The following is a 20,269-nucleotide window of genomic DNA, read 5'->3' on the forward strand; positions in this document are numbered from 1 at the left end:
CGCACCCCACCCGCCCTCTCTCCTTGGTGATGACCCCCCCCGGCGGCTTCGCGGAGTGGGAATGCTGCGGGAGGGCACCGGAAAGAAAACCCCCCCCCCCCCCCCCCCCCCCCCCGGGGCCGCCGTCACGGCGGCGGCCCCGTCCGGGCTCAGTACTGCTGTGGCGGCGGCGCGGGGCTGTAGCCCGGGCCTCCGACGGGGGCCTTCGGGTTAGGACCGTGCTGGTTCGCCGGGTGGCTGTCCTGCAGGAAGAACACCAGGAGAATGATCCAGCCGACGATCGGGATGAGGCCGATGAGCAGCCACCAGCCGGACCGGCCGGTGTCGTGCAGCCGCCTCGCGCCCACGGCCAGACCCGGAAGGAGCAGGGCCAGCTGAAGGATGCCCTGGATCGGGCCCGTGGTGTTGTACGGCGCTCCCCGGAAACCGAGGATCGTGTCGAGAATGCCACCGACGATGCCGACTATCGCGGTGAACAGGAAGAAGAACCAGTACTCCGAACGGCGAGCGCGGCCGTGGAAGTCCGCGTACTTTCGCTGAAGGCAAGTCCTGACGGCGTCTTGGAACGACATGAGGCACCTCGCGAGAAGGTCGAGGGTTCGATTGCGGTCGATCGTAGGGCGAGTGGAGGCGGACCGGTAGACCCTCCGACCATGCCGGAGGGCGCTGAAACGGCGTTGATGCCGCTCTGAAACGGATCAGGAATCGCTGGGAACCGCGCCGTGCAGGTTGATCAGTGCGGGGTGTGTCCACCGCCGGCACGCGACCAGCACGTCACGCATCTCGCCGTCGCCGGCGATGCGGTTCGTGCCGGCCGTCCAGTCATCGCCGGCCTGCCCGAGCGGGGTGTCGTGCAGCACGTTGCCGTCGAACACGTCGCCACCACCGACCTTCGCCAGTGTGGACAGCGTGTGGCTGTGGGACAGCACGTTGTCCTCGAGCCGGAAGGACGTGCGGGTCCGCAGCACCGCGCCCGGGTCCTCGTCGTTGTGCGGGCACATCAAGGAGATGATGTTGGCGCGGAGGACGACCTCGCGGTCTCCCTGGTTCGGGTCCTCCCGATCCCGGACGACTTCGTGGAACGCGATGGGACAATCGAAGATGACGTTGCGTTCGAAGAGAATGCGCTGGGCCCCGCGGTGGATCGTGACCGCCGCGCCGTCCGAGGCCGGCCCGTCGTCGCCGGGCACCGTGCGGCGGAATCCCCACATCCGGTTGCCGGCGAACCTCATCGGCTCCGGCACGCTGCGGGGTCCGGCCTTGATGTCGACCGCGTTCTCGGCCGCGGCGTAACAGCCGGCGGGAAGGATGACGTGGCGGTCGGCGGTCAGATACAGATCATTGCCCTCGACGACCACGTCACGGCATTCGACGTAGTGGTCGGCGTCCTTTCGGGAGTTCCAGATGACGCCGACGCCGTCGTTGCAGTCGTAGATCTCGTTGTCCAGCACGCGGTTTCCGACGTTGGGCGCGTCCAGCACCCTGATCTCGACCGCGCAGCCGTCCACCCCCGGCGCCATCCCGCGGATGACACTGTTCTGGACGGTCGAGTAGTTGCCGAGCAGCCGGAACCCGTACGCGCCGAAATCCTCGACCAGCATCGAGTCGAACACGATGTGCTCCGCCCCGGGGCGGACGTAGCAGGCGGTCGAGTCGCGCCCGCGCAGGGTGAGACCCTGAACCACCCAATGGGCGGCGCCGTTCAGAAACTCGAAGCCCGTGACGATCGCTTCGCCGGCGTCGTGATCCCAGGGTTTGCGCTGCGCATCGGCGTACCGGATCACGCGCCGTTGATCGGCCGTATTCGCCCGGTCGATCCGGCATTTGCCCCAGTCCCGGTAGTCGCCACTCGCCAGCAGGTAGTCGTCGGCGGCGGGCTGCCGGGTGAACAGATCATCCCAGCCCGTGTAGTGGTCGAGGCTGACGGCCACGGACGTACGGCCGTCCGATGTCGATTCGGGCAGCGGATCGAGCAGCGGGCTCGGCTGGAGCGCGATGATGTGTACCACGGGCGTTGCCTTCCGCTACGTGCTTCCCACGGTCCCCGCCCAGGGTGACCCGACGGCCTCACGGCCGTCAAACACGAGGCGTGGGATCATCGGTGCTCCGGTGCCGCATCGTGGCGAAGGGGCCGCTGCATGACGAGCGACGCAGCCATCAAGATCGGTGAAGCGGTGGTGCGGACGGTGTTGCGGCTGTGGGCCGGGCCCGTCGCCGGGGCCGCCGACGGGCTCACCAGCGTCATCGCGGGCCGCATTCACGACCGGGTGGAACGCAACCGGGTGCGGCGGTTCTTCGACGAGTGCTCGGACACCGTCGCGGTGCGGATGGAGGCGTTTCTCCAGGGCGAGCGGGAACTGTCCGACCACGAGCGCCGGGCGGCGGTCGACGCGGTGACCGACACCCTGGAGCGGGCGGCGATCAGCGCCGACCTCGTCGTGCGGGCCAACCTCGACGCCCGGGAGCTGGAGCGGAGCCTCGCCGACGTCGCGACCCGGACGCTCGACGCGGCGGCACTGGACGAGGAGGCCGAGGCTTTCTACCGGCGGTTGCTCGGGGAGACCTGCGCGTACGTCGTGGAGACGGTGTCCGCGCTGCCGAAGTTCGAGAAGAACGTCTTCACGGCCCTGCTGGAGCGGTCGGCCTCGATCACCGAGCAGCTTCGGGACCTGCTGGAACGCCTGCCCTCGGCGACCGGGGCCGACGAGTTCACGGGGCGGTATCTGCGGGCCGTCGCCCGCAAGTTCGACCGCCTCGAGATCCTCGGGGCGGCCCTGTCCGAGCAGTCGTCGCGGCAGTACCCGCTGTCGGTGGCCTACGTGAGCCTCGCGGCGCTGGACGACCGGCGGCATCGCGCCGAGTCCACGTTCGCGATGAGGCAACGGGAGGCGGCCGTCGGGAAGCTCCTTCTCGCCGAGCCCGTGCCGAGCCCGCTCGGCACTCTACTCGCGCTCTGGCCGGCACGAGGGAGATGGTCGGGCCGCCGACATGATCATGTGGGCGGCGTCCTGACCGGACTGAACCTCTCGCGGGATGGCTATCCCGAGATCCTGGAGGGCCTGCACTCGCGGCTGCTCGAATCCGTCGGTCAATCGCCGGCCGTCGGCGAAGCGGCCGACGAGCCGTTGACCGACGCGCGGGTCGAGGATCTGCTCGCCCGCGGCGATCGCCATCTGCTCATCGGGGAGGCCGGCTCCGGGAAGACCACCCTGCTGCACTGGCTCGCGGTCCGCGCCGCCCGGCAGGACTTCGAGGGACCCATCGGCGGATGGAACGGGTCGATTCCGTTCGTCATCCCGCTTCGGCGGTACGCGCACGACACCCTGCCCGCACCCGAGGCCTTCCCCGCCGAGGCGGCCCGCAACCTCCTCGACGAGATGCCGAAGGGCTGGGTGCACAACATCTTGCACGCCGGCCAGGGCCTCATCCTGATCGACGGCGTGGACGAGCTGCCCGAGGGACGCCGCGCGCAGGCGCGCCAGTGGCTCGAGGACCTGGTCGGCGAGTTCCCGTCGTGCCGGTTCGTCGTCACCTCGCGGCCGGCCGCGCTCGACGACGGGTGGACGCTCGCCGGCTTCCAGCCCGCGCAGCTGGAGCCGATGAAGGTCCGGGAGATCCGGGCGTTCATCGACCGGTGGCACGACGCGGTACGCCAGATGGTCCGCGACAAGGACGAACGGGAGCGCATCGACGGCGAGCGCATCGCGCTGATCGGCCTGATCGAGACCGACCGGTTCCTGCGAGCGCTCTGCATCAACCCGCTGCTGTGCGCGTTGCTCTGCGCGCTGAACCGGGACCGCAGCGGGGCGCTCCCCCGTAACCGGATGGGCGTCTACCAGGCCGCGCTGGAGATGCTGCTGGATCTGCGCGACCGAGCCCGCGACGTCCAGGGCACGATCGGGATGACGTACGAGCAAAGGGTCGTCGTTCTCCAGGACCTGGCCCTGTTCCTGGTCCGCAACGGCTGGTCGGACACCACCGTGGATCGGGCGGTCGAGCAGGTCAGGCGGTCGATGAAGGTGCTGCCGGCGCTGCCGCACGAGGCGCCCGCCGTGCTGGCCGACCTGATCGAGCGCAGCGGGCTGCTACGCCGGCCGGTGGTCGACCGCGTCGACTTCATCCACCGCACCTTCCAGGAATATCTGGCCGGCAAGGCCGCGGTGGACGCCGACGACATCGGCTACCTCGCCGAGCATGCCGAGGACGACCAGTTCCGCGAGGTCATCGTGATGGCGTCGGCACACGCCCAGCCACGCCAGCGCACCGAGCTGCTCGCCCAGATGATCAAGCAGGTGGCCGGATCGACCCGGCCGCACCGGCTGAAGCTGCTGCTGCTGGCCTGCCTGCAGGCGGCGCCGCAGCTCAATCCGGAGCAGCGGACCGAGATCGAGGGCATGGCCGCCGACCTGTTCCCGCCGCGGTCCATGGAGGACGTGCCGGCGCTGGCCGCGGTCGGCGAGATGGTGCTGGACCTGCTCGCGCAGCGGCCGCCGCAGACGCCCGAGCAGGCCGCCATCTCGGTGCGCATCGCCGCGACGGTCGGCGGTCCCGACGCGATCCCGATCATCGCCGACATCGCCGGCCAGTTCGACGGCCTCGCCGACGAGCTGGTGCGGGCCTGGGGCAACCTGGAGGCCGTCCCGTTCGCCACCGAGGTGATGTCCCGGCACGGCGGGCGACTGACCTCGTCGGCCGCCCGGCGGCTGCACCTGCCCGACCCGGTGCTGCTGCGCCACGTACACCTGGTGGACTGGCTCGAGCACCTCCAGGTCAACGACTTCGACGCGAACGCCGCCGCCCCGCCCGCGCTGCGCAGCCTGACCATCGAGGCGTGCGTCCGGGCCACGCTGACCGAGGTGACCAAGTGGGACCGGATCACGCACCTCGACATCAACGTCGGGCGGTCGTGGCTGGATCCGTCCCCGCTGGCCGCCCTCGAGAACCTGATCGCGCTGCGCATCCGCTACACCGGCGACATGGTGGTCAACCTGGCCTTCGCCGGCCGCCTCAAGAAGCTGCGGACGTTGCAGCTGGCCCAGCCGGCGGCGCGGTTCGTCAAGCTCAGCTCCCTCGGGGACAAGACCAACGACCTGCACGTGTACGTCCCGGACCGGGTCGCCACCCAGGGTGGCTCGGCCTTCCGGGGCCGCGTGATCCGCACCGCCGAGTTTCCGCCGCTGTTCGACGACGCCTAAAGCACGCGTACGCCGTTGTCCGCCGCGTGCCGCTGATAGGTGCGCGCCAGGCGGGTCGTCACCGGGCCGACCTCGCCCGCGCCGATCGGGCGGCCGTCGATGACGGTCACGCCGGCTATCTCGCCCATCGTGCCGGTGCAGAAGACCTCGTCGGCGTTGTACATCTCGGTCAGGGAGACGTCGCGGACGCTGGTTTCGATGCCCTCCGCGGCCGCCAGCATCAGGACCGTCTCGCGGGTGATGCCCTCGGGGCAGGACGCGGTGGTCGGCGTCAGCAGGCCGCCGGCGACCACGGCGAACAGGTGGGTCGCGTTGGTCTCGGCGACGAAGCCGCGCTGGTCGAGCATCAGGGCGTCGTCGGCGCCGGCGGCGGTGGCCTCGATCTTGGCGAGGATCGAGTTCAGCAGGTTCGCGTGGTGGATCTTCGGGTCGAGCACGTCGGGGCCGGGGCGGCGCACGCTCGCGGTCGCCAGGCGCAGGCCGCTCGTGTCGTAGACGGGCGGCTTGTGCTCGGCCAGCACGATCAGCGTCGGGCCCGAGCGGTTGAGCCGCGGGTCCATGCCGCTGGTCACCTTGACCCCCCGGGTCAGCGTCAGCCGTACGTGCACGCCGTCCCGCATGTCGTTGGCCCGCAGCGTCGCCGTCACCGCCGCGATGATCTCGTCGTCGGTGGGGATGTGGGCGAAGTTCAGCGCCGTCGCCGAGCGGCGCAGCCGCGCCAGGTGCTCGCGCAGGCCGAAGATCGCGCCCCGGTAGAGGCGCAGGCCCTCCCAGACCGCGTCGCCGCCCTGCACCACCGAGTCGAACGGGGACAGGCCGGGCTGGTCGCGGTGCAGCAGCTCGCCGTTCACCCAGTAGCGGAGGCCGGCGTTGCGCTCGTCATACGTCTGCAGCATCGCCGTCGATCATAGGTCGGCCCGCAGCGGAAAATGATCCGATGCGTGGGCGGTCACCTCGTCGCGCAGCACGCGCACGTCGCCAGAGCGAAAGGACGGGTGAGCGAGCACATAGTCCAGCCGCATCGATCCGAACTCGGCCCCGCCGACCGCGGTCGGCACGCTATGGCCATCATTTGACCCGAGATTTCGCCATAAGTCCTGGAGGCCGGCCGCCTCGAACGCCGCGATCGCCCGCGTGTCCACGTCGCCGGACGGCAGCAGGTGGCGGCGGGCGTCGATCCCGGCGAGCGACGCGGTGTGGTCGGTGTGCGGGTCGAGCGAGTTCAGGTCCCCCGCGATGATCACGTCGCCGCGGAAACGGGCGGCCAGGAAGACCGCCTCCCGCCGCCGGCGCTCCCCCGACCACGGGTTGAGGTGGGTGCTCACGAACGTCAGGCCGTCGGAGAGGCGCACGGCAGCCGCGGCGTGATGCATGCGCCAGGAGATCGAGCGGCGCTTGACGATCCGCAGCGGCGGCCGGACCAGCACGGCCACCGGCTGGCCGAAAACCGACCGGGCCAGGTGCGGCACCATCCCGGTGGCGTCAGCGACCGTCCGCATTCGCCCGCTGTGCCGGCGGTCCCACCCGCGCAGCTCCTGGAGCGCGAGCAGGTCGGGCCGTTCGCGCCGGAGCACCGTAACGATCGCGTCCAGCCGGTCCTGGCCGCCGTTCAGGATGTTCCACGTCAAGATTCGCATGCAGGTAGGCCCCCTCGTTCGGGCGCACCGTGAACCACAGCACGGAGAGCCAGCAGACCATGAGCAGCAACGCGCCGAGCACGTCGGTCGGGTGGTGCATGCCGCGGTACATCCGGGACACGGCCACCCCGATCGGCATGATCACGGCCAGCGCCACGAAGATCCAGCGCCACCAGGCCCGGGTGCGGGCGGTCACGATCAGCGCGATCGCCGTCCACAGGCACATGGTGGCGGCGATGTGCCCGGACGGGAACGAGGACGTCGGCAGCTGCCCGTCCAGGTGCTCGGCGGCCGGTCGCGGCCGCCCGGTCGCGGCGGCGGTGACCAGGAACAGCGTGAGCTCGCCGAACATGGCGAGCACCAGGAACAGCACCGGGCGCCACTGCCGCCAGAGCGCGAGCGCGAGCGGGCAGAAGACCAGCGAGACGGCGAGGATCGCGTGCGTGTCGCCGGCCTTGCTCCAGTACCAGCTGAGGTGGTCCAGCGCCGGGGTGCGGAAGGTCTGCAGCCACCGCGGCACCGCGTCGTCGAAGTGCGGCGACCAGCGGGTCACCGTGTAGCCGAGCAGGTAGAGCAGGCCGAAGGTGAGCGTCCAGCCGACCAGGATCTCGGCGCCCTTGGCCCACGGGTGCGGCAGGAGCGGCCCCTCGCCGGGGGCGGGGGCGAGGTCGGGGGCGGCCTCGGGTTCGAGACCCTCGGCGAGCGGCGGGGTGGCATGACCGGCCTCGCGGCGCCAGACCCGGAAGGCGTACGCGGTGACGCTGATCCACGCGAGCCCGAGGGCCCACCCGGCGAGGACGTCGGAGAGGAAGTGCACGCCGAGCCCGATGCGGCTCAGCCCGATCGCGAAGACCAGCAGCCCCGCCGCGCCGACCAGCCACCAGCGCCATTTGCCGCGCGCCAGCGACAGGAAGACCAGGGTGAGAGCCCCGTACACGATCGTGGAACCCAGCGTGTGCCCGCTCGGGAAGCTGTTCCCGCCGCCGACCGCGACCGGGTCGGCCACCACCGGCCGCACCCGGCCGACCAGCGTCTTGAGCGACGGGTCGAGCAGCAACGCGCCGATCCCGGTCACCGACAGGTAGATCGCGAGCCGCGGCCGCCGCCGGATCAGCAGTAGGATCACCACGATCACCACGAGCGGCAGCAGGAAACTCCGCCCGCCGGCCGTCGAGATGCCCTTGAGCACGGCGACCGCCGGCGGGTGGGGCGCGACCAGGCCGTTGAGCCCGTTCGCGATCGACTGGTCGAGGTGCTGCAGCGGCGTCCAGTGGTAGCGCACGAGCAGCAGCAGCGTCCCGAACGCGAGGCCGGCCGCCACCACCGCGGCCAGGCCCAGCACGCTGCGCTCGGCGAAGTGCCGCAGGGGCGACCAACCAGCTCGTTCCACCACTCGGTTATCCGTCACGCTATTTCGTTACCCAGGCGGAAAAGCGCGTACACCGCGCCGGCGCGGCTTCGGCACATCGGTGGCGCCCGGTTTCCAGGAGTCCTGCTTGGCCGGACGGCGAGCGCCCGCCCGCCGCGCCTCCAGCTGGGCGGCGAAGGCGATGCCCAGAAAGATCGCGATGCCGGTCAGGTTGGCCCACAGCAGCAACGCGATGATCGCGGTCAACGGGCCGTAGGTGGCGCCGAACCCGCCACTGACCTTCACGTACCCGGCCAGGAGCAGACTCGCCCCCCACCACAGCACGGTCGACACCACCGCCCCGAACATCAGCCAGGACAGCGCCGGCTGGTGGCGGCGGGGCGCGTACCGGAAGAGCAGTCCCACCGCGACCACGATGAGGCCGAGGCTCACCGGCCAGCGCACCACGTCCCAGAGGGTCTCCAGGTGCCGGGCCCACTGCCAGTGCTTCTCGGCCGACTCGCTGAACGGGTGGCCGGCGACCAGCAGCAGGAAGCCGAAGAGCGCGGGCAGCCCGGCCACCAGCGCGAGGATCGCGGCCCGGACGTATTTCGCCAGCGCCGGACGGTCCCGCTCGACGCCGTAGATGCGGTTGGCGCCGCGCTCGATCTGGGCCATCGCGGTGGTGAGCGCCACCAGCCCGGTGATCAGACCGAGGGTCAGGGCGAGCTCGCCGGCGTTGCGGCTGCGATGGGTGTCGGCGAGCAGGTCGTGGACGAGCGGCTCGCTGGCGCCGGGGGTGACGGCGCCGATCGTGTCCGCCACCACCTGGCCCGGCGCCTCCGCACCGAGGTCGGCGGCCAGCCCGGCGAACGCGATCATGAACGGGACGACGGCGAGGCAGAGCTGGAAGGCGAACGCCCGGGCGTGGCTGAACCCGTCGCCGTAGCGGAACCGGACGAACGCGTCGCGCACCAGCGGCCAGCGGCCGTAGCGGCGCAGGGCCAGCAGGGCGTCGTCGGCGGAGAGCTCGTCCCCGCTCATGTCCCGCGTCTCGGGGACGGGCTCGGTCGAGCTCACGACTTGGCGCGGTCGGCCGCGGCCTTCGCGTCGTACGCCAGATCGGGGTCGCTGTCCGGAACCGGCACGCAGAGCAGGAGCGCCCGGGGTTTGATCGAGATCTTCAGGGCGCGGCCGGGCTCGATGAGATCGCCGTCGAGCTGCCGCGGCTGGCTGCTGCGCGCGTAGATCTCCACCCGCGAGGCCGTGTACGTCTCCATCAGCGGCACCCGCTCGCGGCGCCGGACCACCGCCCACGCCAGGCTCGCCCAGTGACCGAGGTTGTTGGGGCTGAGGATGGCCACGTCGAGCTGGCCGTCGGCCGGGTCGGCCTTGCTGAGCAGCCGCACCCCGCCCTGGAGGCGGCCGACGTTGCCGACGATCACCGTGCGCGGGCGGCGCGGCATCGGGGCGCCGCCGTCGAGCTCGATCCGGGCTCGCATCGGCCGGTCCCGCAGGTGCTTGAGGGCCCCGCCGACGTACGCGATCCAGCCGAGCCGCTTCTTGGCCTTCTCCGAGGTGCCGGCCAGCATCTGGGCGTCGAAGCCCATGCCGGCCATCACCGCGAAGCAGCGGTCGCCGACCACGCCCACGTCGATCCGGCGGCGGCCGCCCTCGATCGCCACCTGCACGCCGGTCGCCGGCTCGCCGGCCAGGCCGAGGTTGGCCGCCAGCAGGTTGCCGGTGCCGGCCGGCAGCACGGCCATCGCCACGTCGGTGCCGGCCAGGGCGGTCACCACGGCCATCACGGTGCCGTCGCCGCCGCACGCGAAGATCAGCTCGGCGCCGTCCTTCATCGCCTGCCGCGCCTGGCCCCGGCCGGGGTCCTCGGGCGTCGTCTCGTACCACTTGGGCCGCGGCCAGCCGGCCTCGGACAGCGCCCGCTCAACGTCGGCGCGCAGTTCATCGGGGGCTTTGGCGGGATTGACCACGACCGCGCTGCGGGGACCAGTCACGCCGTCAGTGTGCCGGAGGAGTGGGAAGGTGGCGACTCGGGAATCATGAACGGGTGAGTGACTTGACATACACGCCCGTCGGTGGCACCGAGACCGGCCTGCGGCCGCCCGGATTCCGGCATCTGTTGTTCCGCATGCCGCTCGGCTCCGGCGCGGACCTGTATCGGCGGGCCGGGGAGGCGGTGCTGACCTTCCGGATGCACCGCGCGATGGGGGCCCGGGTCTCCACCACGGCGTCCGAGGCGTCGCCCGGCGTGCGCCTCCGCGTCGGCGCCGGCCCGCTCACGGTGCCGTGCGAGGTGGTCTGGTCTCTCCGGAACGAGAAGAAGACCGGTTGGGGGTACGGGACATTGCCCGGCCACCAGGCGTCGGGCGAGGAGGCCTTCGTCGTCGAGCACAAGGCCGACGACAGCGTCTGGTTCACGGTCACCGCGTACAGCCGCCCGGCCCGTCTGCCGATGAAGCTCGCCGGACCGGCCGCCGTACTGGTGCAGCGGGCGTACGCGCGTCTGCTGGGCCGGGCGCTGAAACGCCTCTGTACCGTGAACGCGTGAGCACGACGACCGTCACCTGGTGGGGGCACAGCACCGTGTGGCTCGCCGACTCGGGCGCCACGCTGCTGACCGACCCCGTGCTCACCGACCGCGTCGCGCACCTGCGGCGGATCGCCGGCCCCACCCCGGTGCTGCCCGGCCCGCCCGACGCGGTGCTCCTGTCTCACCTGCACGCCGACCACTTCCACCTGGCGTCGCTCCGGCTCATCGCCGGCGCCCCGACCCTGGTCGTCCCCCGCGGCGCCGCCGCCTTCGTCGCCAAGACGCTCGGCCCGGCCTACGCGGCACGCTGCGTCGAGCTCGCCCCCGGCGAGGACACGGCGATCGGCGCGGTCCGGGTGCGGGCCGTCCCCGCCGCCCACGAGGGCGGGCGCGGCCCCTGGTCGCGGGAGCGCGCGCTGGCCATCGGCTACGTCGTCGAGGGCGCCGCGCGCACCTGGTTCGCCGGCGACACCGGCCTGTTCGACGAGATGACCGAGATCGGCCCGCTCGACCTCGCGCTGATCCCGGTCGGCGGCTGGGGCCCGACGCTCGGCTCGCACCACCACCTCGACGCCGCGGCGGCGGCCGAGGCGGTGCGCCGGGCCAAGGCGGCCTGGGCGGTCCCGGTGCACTACGGCTCGCTCTGGCCGGTGGGCATGGGCCGGTTCCGGTCGCACATGTTCCGCGAGCCCGGCCCCCGCTTCGCCGAGCTGGCCGCCCACGCGGCCCCCGACACCCGGGTGCGGGTGCTGGCCCAGGGCGAGTCGCTGACCGTGGAGCCCGGCCGGTGATGGCCTACCTGGGCGCCATGGCCTGGCTGTTCGCCGTGGTCGCGTTCGGCGCCATCATCCCGATCGTGCCCACCGGCGCGGCGGTCAGCGGCGCGGCCACGCTCGCCTTCCACGAGCACCACCCGCTCACGATCGTCCTGGTGATCGCGTTCGGGGCGGCCGGCGCCTACGTCGGCGACCTGGTCATGTACGGCATGTGCCGGCTCGGCGGCGAGCAGCTGGCCCGCCGCCTGCGCTGGCTGCGCGACGAGGAGCACCTGGCCTCGGTGAAGCACCGCCTGGAGAAGTCGCAGGTCCCGGTGCTGCTGGTCTCCCGCCTGATCCCCGGCGGCCGGGTGCCGGTGCTGCTCGCGGCCGCGTTCGTCGGAATCTCCTGGCGCACGTTCGTGGTCGCCAACCTGCCCGCCTGCCTGCTGTGGTCGAGCGTCTACGCCGCCATCGGCGTGGCCGGCGGCTCGATCTTCGCCCGCCCGTGGGAGGGCGTGGTGGCGGCCGTGATCCTCATCCTCGTCGTCAACCAGACGATCTCCTGGATCACCAAGCGCCGCGAGGCCCGGGCCGCGGCCCAGGGCTCCCCGTCCGAGGCCTGATTCCCTCAGGTACGCCGCCGGCCGGCCGACGCCTTACCGGTGTGAGGCGACTTACCACGACCCTGATGTCGATCGCCGCCGTGCTGGTCACCCTCGCCGTCGTGCCGACCGCCGCCGCCGACTCGACGCCGGCCGCCCCCGCGCCGCCGGGCGGTACCCCACTGAGCCGCACCCACGGGCTCTTCACCGACCCGCAGCTGCCGGCCGCCCGCTGGGTCGCCGCGCATCCCACCGACGCGCGGGCGGCCGCGATCCGCACCGCGATCAGCGGTCGGCCCATGGCCCACTGGTTCACCGGCGACAGCGACGCCGACGTGGGCCTCGCGGTCGCGAACTACACCCGGTCGGCCGGGGCCGCCGGCCGGCTGCCGGTCCTGGTCGCCTACAACCTGCCGGGTCGCGACGCCTGCGGCGCGGAGTCGGCGGGCGGGGCCGCCGGTCCCGCCGCCTACCAGAAGTGGATCTCCGACTTCGTGGCCGCGATCGGGGACCGGGCCGCGATCGTCGTCCTCGAGCCGGACGCGCTCGGCGACTTCGGCTGCATGAGCGCGGCGCAGATCAAGATCAGGCTCGGGCTGCTCGCCGGCGCCACCCGGCTGCTGGCCGAGAAGGCGCCGAACACCTGGACGTACGTCGACGCCGGTCACGCCGGGTGGACCGATCCCGCGACGATGGCCGAGCGGCTCCTCGCGGCCGGCGTGGCCCGGGTGCGCGGCTTCGCCGTGAACGTCTCCAACTACCTCGGCACGGCCGAGTCCCGGCGGTACGCGGAACGGGTCAAGGCCGCCCTGCACCTGTCCGCCGGGTACGTCATCGACACCAGCCGCAACGGGAACGGCGGGAACGGCCAGTGGTGCAACCCCGGCGCCCGCAAGCTGGGCAAGATCTCGACCGCCGACCCGGCCGCCCTCCAGCTCTGGATCAAGAACCCGGGCACGTCCGACGGCACCTGCGGCGTCGCGCCCACGGTCGGGGCCGGCGTCTTCGACCCGGCGCTCGCCCAGCGCCTGATCGCCGGCCGATGAGCGTGATCCCCCTCTCCTCACCGCGTTTGGACTTGCCGGTTCAGAATTTGCGACCCAAACTCTGGACCGAGAAGTCCGAAAACGATGGAGGGGTCATGAACCACTACTACCTGCTCGGCCGCTCGGGGTTGCGGGTCAGCCGGCTGGCCCTCGGCACGATGAACTTCGGGGTCGACGGCTGGCATGCGGCGTACGGGAAGACCGAGAAGGAGGCCGAGCCGATCTTCCGGAGGTACGTCGAGTCCGGCGGCAACCTGATCGACACCGCCGACTTCTACACCGCGGGCGAGAGCGAGCGCATCCTCGGCCGCCTGATCGCCGTCGCCGGCAACCGCGAGCGGCTGGTGCTGACCAGCAAGTTCACCAACTCGATCGACCCCACCGACCCGAACGCGAGCGGCAACGGGCGCAAGCACATCGTCCGGGCCGTCGAGGAGTCGCTGCGCCGGCTCGGCACCGACTACCTCGACCTCTACCTGCTGCACACCTGGGACCGGATCACCCCGGCCGAGGAGGTCGTGCGGACCATGGACGACCTCGTGCGGGCCGGCAAGATCCGGTATGCCGGGCTCTCCGACGTCCCGGCCTGGTACGCGGCCCGCGCCCAGAGCTACGCCGAGGCGCACGGCCTGAGCCCGATGGTGACGGTCCAGCTGCCGTACTCGCTGGTCAACCGGGTCATCGAGGCGGAGTTCGTGCCGATGGCGCAGACCCTGGGCCTGGGCTTGACCGCATGGAGCCCGATCGGCGGCGGCCTGCTCTCCGGCAAGTACCGGCGCGGCGCCGACGGCATCACCGGCGAGGGCCGGCTCACCAACCCGGACGCCGCCGGCGCGCCGATCCGGGATCGGGACTGGCGGGTCATCGAGGCCCTCGAGAGCGTGGCCGCCGACCTCGGCCGCCCGATGGCCCAGGTGGCGATCAACTGGGTCGTCACCCGGCCGGCCGTCTCGTCGGTGGTGATCGGCGCGAGCAGCACCGAGCAGCTCGACAGCAACCTGGCCGCCCTCGACTTCGACATCCCGGCCGACGCCCGCCGGGTGCTCGACGAGGCCGGCGCGCTCGAGGCGGTCGCGCCCTACTCGATGTTCACGCCCGAGTACCAGTCCTGGATCGTCAGCCCCGGCCTCGGCATCGGCGACAAGCCCGCCTCCTACGCCCCGCCGGTCTTCAACGGCAGTGTTGACCAACCATGACCGTCGTTGCGACCGTCTATCCATGTCATCGCCGGACCGAGAACTGATGGTCGCGCCGCTGCCGCTGGGCACGTTCCCGACGCCGCTCGAGGAGGCGCCGCGCCTCGCCGCGGAGCTCGGCCTCGACCGGCTGTGGATCAAGCGGGACGACCTGATCGGGCTCGGCGGGGGCGGCAACAAGGCCCGCAAGCTGCGGTTCACGGGCGCGGAGGCGCTGGCCGCGGGCGCGACGACGCTGGTCACGACCGGCGCCGCGCAGTCGAACCACGCCCGGGCGACGGCGGCGGTGGCGGCCCGGCTGGGCCTGGCCTGCGTGCTGGTGCTGGCCGGCGAGGAGCCGGCCTCGTCGAACGGCAACCTGCTGCTCGATCGGCTGGCCGGCGCCGAGATCGTCTGGGCCGGGAAGCGGGACCTCGGCGCGGTGGCGTCGGCCGAGGCGGCGAAACGGGCGGGCTCGTTCCTGGTTCCGTTCGGGGGCTCATCCCGTACGTCCATGGCCGCCTATGCCGAATGCGGCCGCGAGTTGATCGCCCAGCAGGAGGATTTCGACCGCGTCGTGGTCGCGGTCGGCTCGGGCGGAACGATGGCCGGCCTGGTCAGCGAGCTGGGACCGGAACGTGTCCTCGGGGTCGACACCGGCGCCACCCCGGACGGCGAGGCGGTCGTGCGGGCGCTGCTTCCGGACGGGACCGGCCCGCTGATGATCGATCGCGGGCAGATCGGCGCGGGGTACGCCACCGTGACCGAGCCGGTGCGGGCGGCGCTCCGGCTGGCGGCACGCACCGAGGGGCTGTTCCTCGACCCGATCTATACCGGACGGGCGATGGCCGCTATCAAGCCCGGCGGCCGCGTGGTCTTCCTGCACAGCGGCGGACTGCCCGGTCTGTTCGCATTCGCCTAGGTGGCGGGCAGCGTACGCCGCGTGACCGCTATATCGTCCGCGGATGGAGGTTCGGGAGCTTGACTCGGATGACTGGCCTCAGGTCTGGGTGATCATCCGCGATGTCGTCCGGGCGTCGGAGACCTTCGTCTACGACCCCGCGATGACCGAGGAGCAGGCCTACGCGACGTGGGTCGAGCAACCGCCGGGGCTGACCGTGGTGGCGGTCGACGGCCGGCGGGTGCTCGGCACCGCGAAGATGGGGCCCAACCGGCCGGGGCCGGGCTCGCACGTGTCGACGGCGAGCTTCATGGTCGCCCCCGGGGCGCGCGGGGGCGGGGTGGGCACGATCCTCTGCCGGTACGCGGTCGGCTGGGCGCGCCGCCGCGGCTATGCCGGCATGCAGTTCAACGCCGTGGTGGAGACCAACCTGACGGCGGTCGATCTCTACCGGCGGCACGGCTTCCGGATCGTGGGGACCATCCCGCGGGCCTTCGAGCACCCCACCGAGGGCCGCGTCGGGCTGCACGTGATGTACCACGAGTTTCCCCACGCCGGTTAGTCCAGGCAGAACTCGTTTCCCTCGGGGTCGGCCATCACGATGAAGCCGAGGCTCAGCGGCGGCGCCGGCTCGCTGCGGGAGAGACGTTTCGCGCCCAGCCCGACCAGGCGGTCGCACTCGGCCTCCAGCGCGGCCATCCGCTCGTCGCCGGCCAGGCCGGGCGCGGCGCGCACGTCGAGGTGCAGCCGGTTCTTGACGACCTTGTCCTCGGGGACGCGCTGGAAGAACAGGCGCGGTCCCTTGCCGTCGGGATCCTGCACGGCCGACTGGTTGTTGCGGGCGTCGGCCGGGACGTTCATGCGGTCGAGGAACTCGTCCCAGGCGGCGAGCGGGTCGGCGCCGGGGGCGAGCTCGACCCCGGGCGGCCCGGGATGGACGTAGCCGAGGACGTCGCGCCAGAAGAGCGAGATCGCGGCGGGGTCGTGGGTGTCGAACGTGACCTGGATTTCGCGGCTCATCGGTTTCCCTCTCTCAGGTATAGGTCGCGCAGCAGGCAGACCTCGGACAGATGGTGGATCAGCTCACGGTGGATGTGCAGCACGAGCGCGGCCATCGGCAGCTCCGGATAGGGCTCCTTGTCGCCCACCGGCACGGTCAGGCCCTCCTCGCCGAGGCTCTTCACCCCCCGCGAGCCAGGTGCCGAGTTGCTCCTCCAGCTGCGCCCTCGCCTCGGCGGCGCTTGCGGCATAGGGCCATCGGTCGTACGAGGTGGGAGCCGCCCCGAAGTGCGCGGCATTCCGCAGCGCGAGACAGCCGACGATCACGTGCGCGAGCCGCCAGGCGATCGTGGTGAACGGCGGCGGCACCGGCTGCGGGAACGCGAAGTCGACCATGAGCTTCCCGTCGGCGAGCGGCCGCACGCTCCAGGCGTCCGGCACCGGCGACCAGAGGTACTCGTCGTCGGTGAGGCCGTCGAGGCGGGCGCGCACCTGGTTGTCCCAGTGCCACTCCCACTGCTCGCGCAGCGTCTCGTTGAGGTTCATGCCCCTACCCTGGCACGAATAGCGGACAGGATCGGTCCGCTATCTCTGGCAGAGTGGAAATCATGGAGGACCGGGGCACGACCGAGCGGGTGCTGGCCCTGCTCGGCCTGCTCCAGCGCCGCCACTGGACCGGTCCGGAGCTGGCCGAGCGCCTCGGCGTCACCGCGCGCACGGTCCGCCGCGACGTCGACCGGCTGCGGGCGCTGGGCTATCCGGTGCACGCGAGCCAGGGCGTCGGCGGCGGCTATCAGCTCGGCGCCGGCCAGGACCTGCCGCCGCTGGTGCTCGACGACGAGGAGGCGATCGCCACCGCGGTCGCCCTGCTGGCGGGTGCGGGCGGCGCGGTGGCCGGCGCCGGGGACGCGGCGCTGCGGGCGCTGGCCAAGCTCGACCGGGTGCTGCCGACCCGGCTGCGGCACGAGGTGCGGGCGCTCTCCGGCGCGGTGGAGTCGTTCGACGGCGGCCGCACGCTCGTCGATCCCGGGGTGCTGATGACCTTGGCCCGGGCCTGCCGGGACGAGGTCGAGGCCGGTTTCGGCTACCCCTCGGCCGGGGCGACCGGCCGGCGGCGGGTGGAGCCCTACCGGCTGGTGGCGTCGGACCGGCGGTGGTACCTGCTGGCGTACGACCTGGATCGCACCGACTGGCGCACGTTCCGCGTCGACCGCATGTCCGACGTCGCCGCGCGCGCCGCGCGCTTCCGCCCCCGCGAGGCCCCCGACGCCGCCACCTACGTGCAGGAGAGCGTGGCCAGCCGGGTCTATCGGCATCAGGCGCGCTTCCTGGTGGCCGCCCCGGCCGAGACGGTCCGCGCCCAGATGCCCGCGTCGGCGGCGGTCGTACGCGAGCGGGACGCCGAGAGCTGCGAGGTCCTCAGCGGCGCGGGCAGCCTCGACTTCGTCCTCATGCACATGGCCCTGCTCGGCCACGACTTCGAGGCGCTGGACCCGCCCGAGCTGCGCGACCGCTGCCGGGTCCTGGCCGACCGCCTGCGCCACGCCGCCGGCTGACCGCCGATCAGTACTTCAGGTACTGGCGGGTCAGCTTCGCGGCCTTCTGCACCACCGCGATGCCGTCCGGCATCGACGCGTGCCCGTGCGACAGCACCGCGATCGAGACGTCCGTGTCGCCGCTCGTGATGCGGCCCACGGAGTTGATGATCCAGCGATTGCTCTCGGTCGAGCGCGGCAGCCACCCGTTCTTCACCGTGAACTTCTCGCCGGTGCGGGCCGCCGCCGGAACTCCCCAGTCCTGGGCCTCGTCGACCGAGTTCATCAGCGTGTACGCCAGATCGCGCGAGTCCTCGTCGAGCGGGCCCTTGGCGTCGACGAGCTCGGCGAGCAGCTTGACCTGATCGTTGACGGTCGTCCTGGTCAGGCCCCAGGCGCTGTTCACGGTGGTCTGGGTCAGGCCGAGTCGTTTGTTGCAGCTGGTGATGGCGGGCGCCTTGCCGAGCTTCGAGAACAGCGACGTGGTCGCGTCGTTGTCGCTGAGCCGGATCATGCGCTTGGCCAGGGCCAGCTCGGTCGAGGTCAGGTCGCGGCCCTTGTCCTGGGCGGTGAGCAGCAGGCAGGCCAGCACCTGCACCTTGACCACGCTCGCCGTCTCGTACTTCTCGGAGCCGCGGAACGCGTACTTCTGCCCGGTCTTCTTGTCGAGCACCGCCACCGAGAACTCGGGCACCGTGGCCGCGTACTTCTTCAGCGCCGCGTCCAGCGCCGTGGCACGTTCGGCCCGCTCCTGGGCGGCCAGCTCCTCCGGGCTCGGGCCGGTCGGCGTCGGCGATGCCTTCGGGGCGTCCTTGAACGCCCCGGTGAACACGCTGCCGCTCGCGCTGTCGCCGTGGGTCATGCCCGCGCCGACCAGACCGGCACCACCGAGGATCCCCACAGCCGCCACCGCCAAGATCCAAGTTCGAGTACGCACTCGGCCATACTGCCGTCCCGGGGCAAATGATGCGCGCTTTCGCGCCCGGCGCATATGAAGTTGACAGAGACTTTCGACCTACGGAACCGGGCGGATCACCGCGCGTGACCGTCGCCCGGGGTGACGTCCGGGCGCATGATGAAGGCATGCGCTTCCCGTTGGTGTCCCCCGCCGCGCTCGCCGACCTCACCCGCGCCACGATCGGGCAGATCGTGGAGACGGCGGCGGCCGCGGCCACCCTGCCGGTCCGGGTGCTCGGCCTGCTCGGCCAGACCGAGCTGCTGGTCAGCCGGATCACCGTGCTGGCGGACGAGGCCGAGGCCCTGATCCGCCGGGTCAACGCCGTCGTCGACGACGCCGAGAAGACGGCCGCCGACGCCCGGGCGATCACCCGGGCGGCGAGCGGCATCACCGACGCGGCCTCGGCGGTCGTCGGCCAGGCCGGCGGCATCACGCACGCGGCGTCGGCCATCGTCGGCGAGGCGAGCGGCATCACCGACGCGGCGGCCGGGGTGGTCACCCAGGCGTCGGCGCTGACCGACACGGCGAGCGGGGTGATCGCCCAGGCGTCGTCGCTCACCGGCTCGGCCGACCGGGTGATCGCCAAGGCGACGCACATCAGCGACGACGCGACCGCCGTGGTCCGGCAGGCGGAGGCGGCGGCGGCCGACGCGACCGATCTTCTGCAGCGGTACGCGGAGACGCTGCGCAAGGGTGCGCCGCTGGCCGCCCGGTTCGTCGACGAGCTGTCCCCCGACGAGGTCACGGCCGCGATCCGCCTCGTCGACCAGCTGCCCCAGCTGCGCGACCACCTGGTCAACGACGTGATGCCGCTGCTCGGCAAGCTCGACCAGGTCGGCCCCGACATCCACAAGCTGCTCGAGGTGACCGAAGACCTGCACCTGGCCATCTCCGGCATCCCCGGCCTGCGCATCCTCCGCCGCCGTGGCGAGGAGAAGGAGGCCAACGGCCGCTAACGCAGCGTGTCCAGCATCAGGTCGATGTGCCCGCGGTGCTGGGCGGTCTCCCGGATCACGTGCACATACGCCCAGCGCAGGTTGACCGGTCCCTTGCCGAACGAGATCTTCGCCGCCAGATCGTCGAGGCTCCCATGCCCGGCGGCCACCTGCCGGCTGCGCTCACATGCCGCCGCGTAGAGCGCCCCGAGCTCGGCCACCGTGTCGTCGCCGGCCGTCCGCCACGCGTACCCCTCGTCCTTGCCCGGCCACGGCGCCGGAAAGTCCCGCCCGGCGAACTTGTGCGTGAACCAGAGATCCTCCATGTGCGCGAGGTGCTTCACGATCCCGCCGATGGTCATCTCGGTGCGCGGCAGCAGCCGGGCAGCAGCGTCCTCATCGGCCAGCCCCTCGAGCGCGACGCGGATGCCGTACCGATGCTGCTCCAGGAACTCGGTGAGCGTGGTCCGCTCGTCGCTGCTCAGGCTCGGGTAGAAGTCGCTCATGGTCGCTTATCGTTCCAGGGCCGGTTCACCAATCCCGCTCAGCTCGGCCGCCCATTCCCGCGGATGGACGGGAACGCCGCGCAGGCCTTCCTCGATCAGGTGCGGAAAGGCGGCCCCGCCGGA

General features: G+C 72.1%; 21 protein-coding genes. 10 read left to right on the top strand and 11 right to left on the bottom strand.

The window, feature by feature from the left end:
* Positions 1 to 149 precede the first annotated feature (149 nt).
* Complete coding sequence (locus ACZ6TB_RS43465) at positions 150 to 572, bottom strand: DUF805 domain-containing protein (RefSeq protein WP_465565995.1); 423 nt, start codon at positions 570 to 572, stop codon at positions 150 to 152.
* A gap of 126 nt (positions 573 to 698) precedes the next feature.
* Complete coding sequence (locus tag ACZ6TB_RS43470) at positions 699 to 2,009, bottom strand: hypothetical protein (protein ID WP_465565998.1); 1,311 nt, start codon at positions 2,007 to 2,009, stop codon at positions 699 to 701.
* 129 nt (positions 2,010 to 2,138) lie between these two features.
* Between ACZ6TB_RS43470 and ACZ6TB_RS43475 the strand changes: the two genes are divergently transcribed.
* Positions 2,139 to 5,195 (top strand): NACHT domain-containing protein, encoded by a 3,057-nt coding sequence (locus tag ACZ6TB_RS43475; RefSeq protein ID WP_465566001.1) that lies wholly within the window; start codon positions 2,139 to 2,141, stop codon positions 5,193 to 5,195.
* Here the strand turns inward: ACZ6TB_RS43475 and ACZ6TB_RS43480 are convergent.
* Genes ACZ6TB_RS43480 through ACZ6TB_RS43500 form a run of 5 tightly spaced genes read right to left on the bottom strand, consistent with a single transcriptional unit; the run spans position 5,192 to position 10,195 of the window.
* On the bottom strand, positions 5,192 to 6,091 hold the full coding sequence (locus ACZ6TB_RS43480) for an aminotransferase class IV (RefSeq protein ID WP_465566004.1): 900 nt from the start codon (positions 6,089 to 6,091) through the stop codon (positions 5,192 to 5,194). The genes ACZ6TB_RS43475 and ACZ6TB_RS43480 overlap by 4 nt on opposite strands.
* 9 nt (positions 6,092 to 6,100) lie before the next feature.
* Positions 6,101 to 6,769 carry an endonuclease/exonuclease/phosphatase family protein gene (locus ACZ6TB_RS43485; RefSeq protein WP_465566007.1) on the bottom strand — a complete coding sequence of 223 codons (669 nt, stop codon included), beginning with the start codon at positions 6,767 to 6,769 and terminating at the stop codon, positions 6,101 to 6,103.
* A complete protein-coding gene (locus ACZ6TB_RS43490) occupies positions 6,678 to 8,240 on the bottom strand; it encodes a phosphatase PAP2 family protein (protein ID WP_465566010.1) in 1,563 nt (520 codons plus the stop codon). Before ACZ6TB_RS43490 ends, ACZ6TB_RS43485 begins: the two co-directional genes overlap by 92 nt.
* Before the next feature lie 9 nt (positions 8,241 to 8,249).
* A complete protein-coding gene (locus ACZ6TB_RS43495) occupies positions 8,250 to 9,224 on the bottom strand; it encodes a YihY/virulence factor BrkB family protein (protein ID WP_465566013.1) in 975 nt (324 codons plus the stop codon).
* Positions 9,225 to 9,256: 32 nt separating this feature from the next.
* Positions 9,257 to 10,195 (bottom strand): diacylglycerol/lipid kinase family protein, encoded by a 939-nt coding sequence (locus ACZ6TB_RS43500; protein WP_465566016.1) that lies wholly within the window; start codon positions 10,193 to 10,195, stop codon positions 9,257 to 9,259.
* Positions 10,196 to 10,248: 53 nt separating this feature from the next.
* On the opposite strand from ACZ6TB_RS43500, the gene ACZ6TB_RS43505 reads away from it, so the two are divergent.
* The 7 genes from ACZ6TB_RS43505 (at position 10,249) to ACZ6TB_RS43535 (ending at position 15,775) form a co-directional block, all read left to right on the top strand.
* Positions 10,249 to 10,749: a DUF1990 family protein gene (locus tag ACZ6TB_RS43505; protein WP_465566019.1), complete on the top strand. Its 501-nt coding sequence runs from the start codon at positions 10,249 to 10,251 to the stop codon at positions 10,747 to 10,749.
* Positions 10,746 to 11,522: an MBL fold metallo-hydrolase gene (locus ACZ6TB_RS43510; RefSeq protein WP_465566021.1), complete on the top strand. Its 777-nt coding sequence runs from the start codon at positions 10,746 to 10,748 to the stop codon at positions 11,520 to 11,522. The genes ACZ6TB_RS43505 and ACZ6TB_RS43510 overlap by 4 nt, the downstream gene beginning before the upstream one ends.
* Positions 11,522 to 12,112 carry a DedA family protein gene (locus tag ACZ6TB_RS43515; RefSeq protein WP_465566369.1) on the top strand — a complete coding sequence of 197 codons (591 nt, stop codon included), beginning with the start codon at positions 11,522 to 11,524 and terminating at the stop codon, positions 12,110 to 12,112. Before ACZ6TB_RS43510 ends, ACZ6TB_RS43515 begins: the two co-directional genes overlap by 1 nt.
* Before the next feature lie 65 nt (positions 12,113 to 12,177).
* Entirely contained in the window at positions 12,178 to 13,137 is a 960-nt protein-coding gene (locus tag ACZ6TB_RS43520) for a glycoside hydrolase family 6 protein (protein WP_465566024.1), read from the top strand.
* Positions 13,138 to 13,232: 95 nt separating this feature from the next.
* A complete protein-coding gene (locus ACZ6TB_RS43525; protein WP_465566026.1) occupies positions 13,233 to 14,333 on the top strand; it encodes an aldo/keto reductase in 1,101 nt (366 codons plus the stop codon).
* A gap of 22 nt (positions 14,334 to 14,355) precedes the next feature.
* The gene (locus tag ACZ6TB_RS43530; protein WP_465566029.1) at positions 14,356 to 15,234 is read left to right on the top strand and encodes a pyridoxal-phosphate dependent enzyme; all 879 of its coding nucleotides are present in this window, start codon (positions 14,356 to 14,358) and stop codon (positions 15,232 to 15,234) included.
* A gap of 43 nt (positions 15,235 to 15,277) precedes the next feature.
* A complete protein-coding gene (locus ACZ6TB_RS43535) occupies positions 15,278 to 15,775 on the top strand; it encodes a GNAT family N-acetyltransferase (protein WP_465566032.1) in 498 nt (165 codons plus the stop codon).
* On the opposite strand, the gene ACZ6TB_RS43540 is transcribed toward ACZ6TB_RS43535, so the two are convergent.
* The gene (locus tag ACZ6TB_RS43540) at positions 15,772 to 16,233 is read right to left on the bottom strand and encodes a VOC family protein (protein ID WP_465566035.1); all 462 of its coding nucleotides are present in this window, start codon (positions 16,231 to 16,233) and stop codon (positions 15,772 to 15,774) included. The two genes, ACZ6TB_RS43535 and ACZ6TB_RS43540, sit on opposite strands and share 4 nt — an antisense overlap.
* 63 nt (positions 16,234 to 16,296) lie before the next feature.
* Positions 16,297 to 16,758 (bottom strand): DinB family protein, encoded by a 462-nt coding sequence (locus tag ACZ6TB_RS43545; RefSeq protein ID WP_465566038.1) that lies wholly within the window; start codon positions 16,756 to 16,758, stop codon positions 16,297 to 16,299.
* A gap of 62 nt (positions 16,759 to 16,820) precedes the next feature.
* Here ACZ6TB_RS43545 and ACZ6TB_RS43550 point away from each other — a divergent pair, with 62 nt between their 5' ends.
* Positions 16,821 to 17,768 carry a helix-turn-helix transcriptional regulator gene (locus ACZ6TB_RS43550; RefSeq protein WP_465566041.1) on the top strand — a complete coding sequence of 316 codons (948 nt, stop codon included), beginning with the start codon at positions 16,821 to 16,823 and terminating at the stop codon, positions 17,766 to 17,768.
* A 7-nt stretch (positions 17,769 to 17,775) separates the two neighbouring features.
* Here ACZ6TB_RS43550 and ACZ6TB_RS43555 read toward each other — a convergent pair whose 3' ends face one another.
* Complete coding sequence (locus ACZ6TB_RS43555) at positions 17,776 to 18,657, bottom strand: serine hydrolase (protein ID WP_465566044.1); 882 nt, start codon at positions 18,655 to 18,657, stop codon at positions 17,776 to 17,778.
* A 173-nt stretch (positions 18,658 to 18,830) separates the two neighbouring features.
* Here ACZ6TB_RS43555 and ACZ6TB_RS43560 point away from each other — a divergent pair, with 173 nt between their 5' ends.
* Positions 18,831 to 19,661, top strand: a complete 831-nt coding sequence (locus ACZ6TB_RS43560) for a hypothetical protein (RefSeq protein ID WP_465566046.1) — start codon at positions 18,831 to 18,833, stop codon at positions 19,659 to 19,661.
* On the opposite strand, the gene ACZ6TB_RS43565 is transcribed toward ACZ6TB_RS43560, so the two are convergent.
* Complete coding sequence (locus tag ACZ6TB_RS43565) at positions 19,658 to 20,146, bottom strand: DinB family protein (protein ID WP_465566049.1); 489 nt, start codon at positions 20,144 to 20,146, stop codon at positions 19,658 to 19,660. The genes ACZ6TB_RS43560 and ACZ6TB_RS43565 overlap by 4 nt on opposite strands.
* Between the last annotated feature and the right edge of the window lie 123 nt (positions 20,147 to 20,269).

The organism is Actinoplanes sp. NPDC051537 (assembly GCF_055586105.1).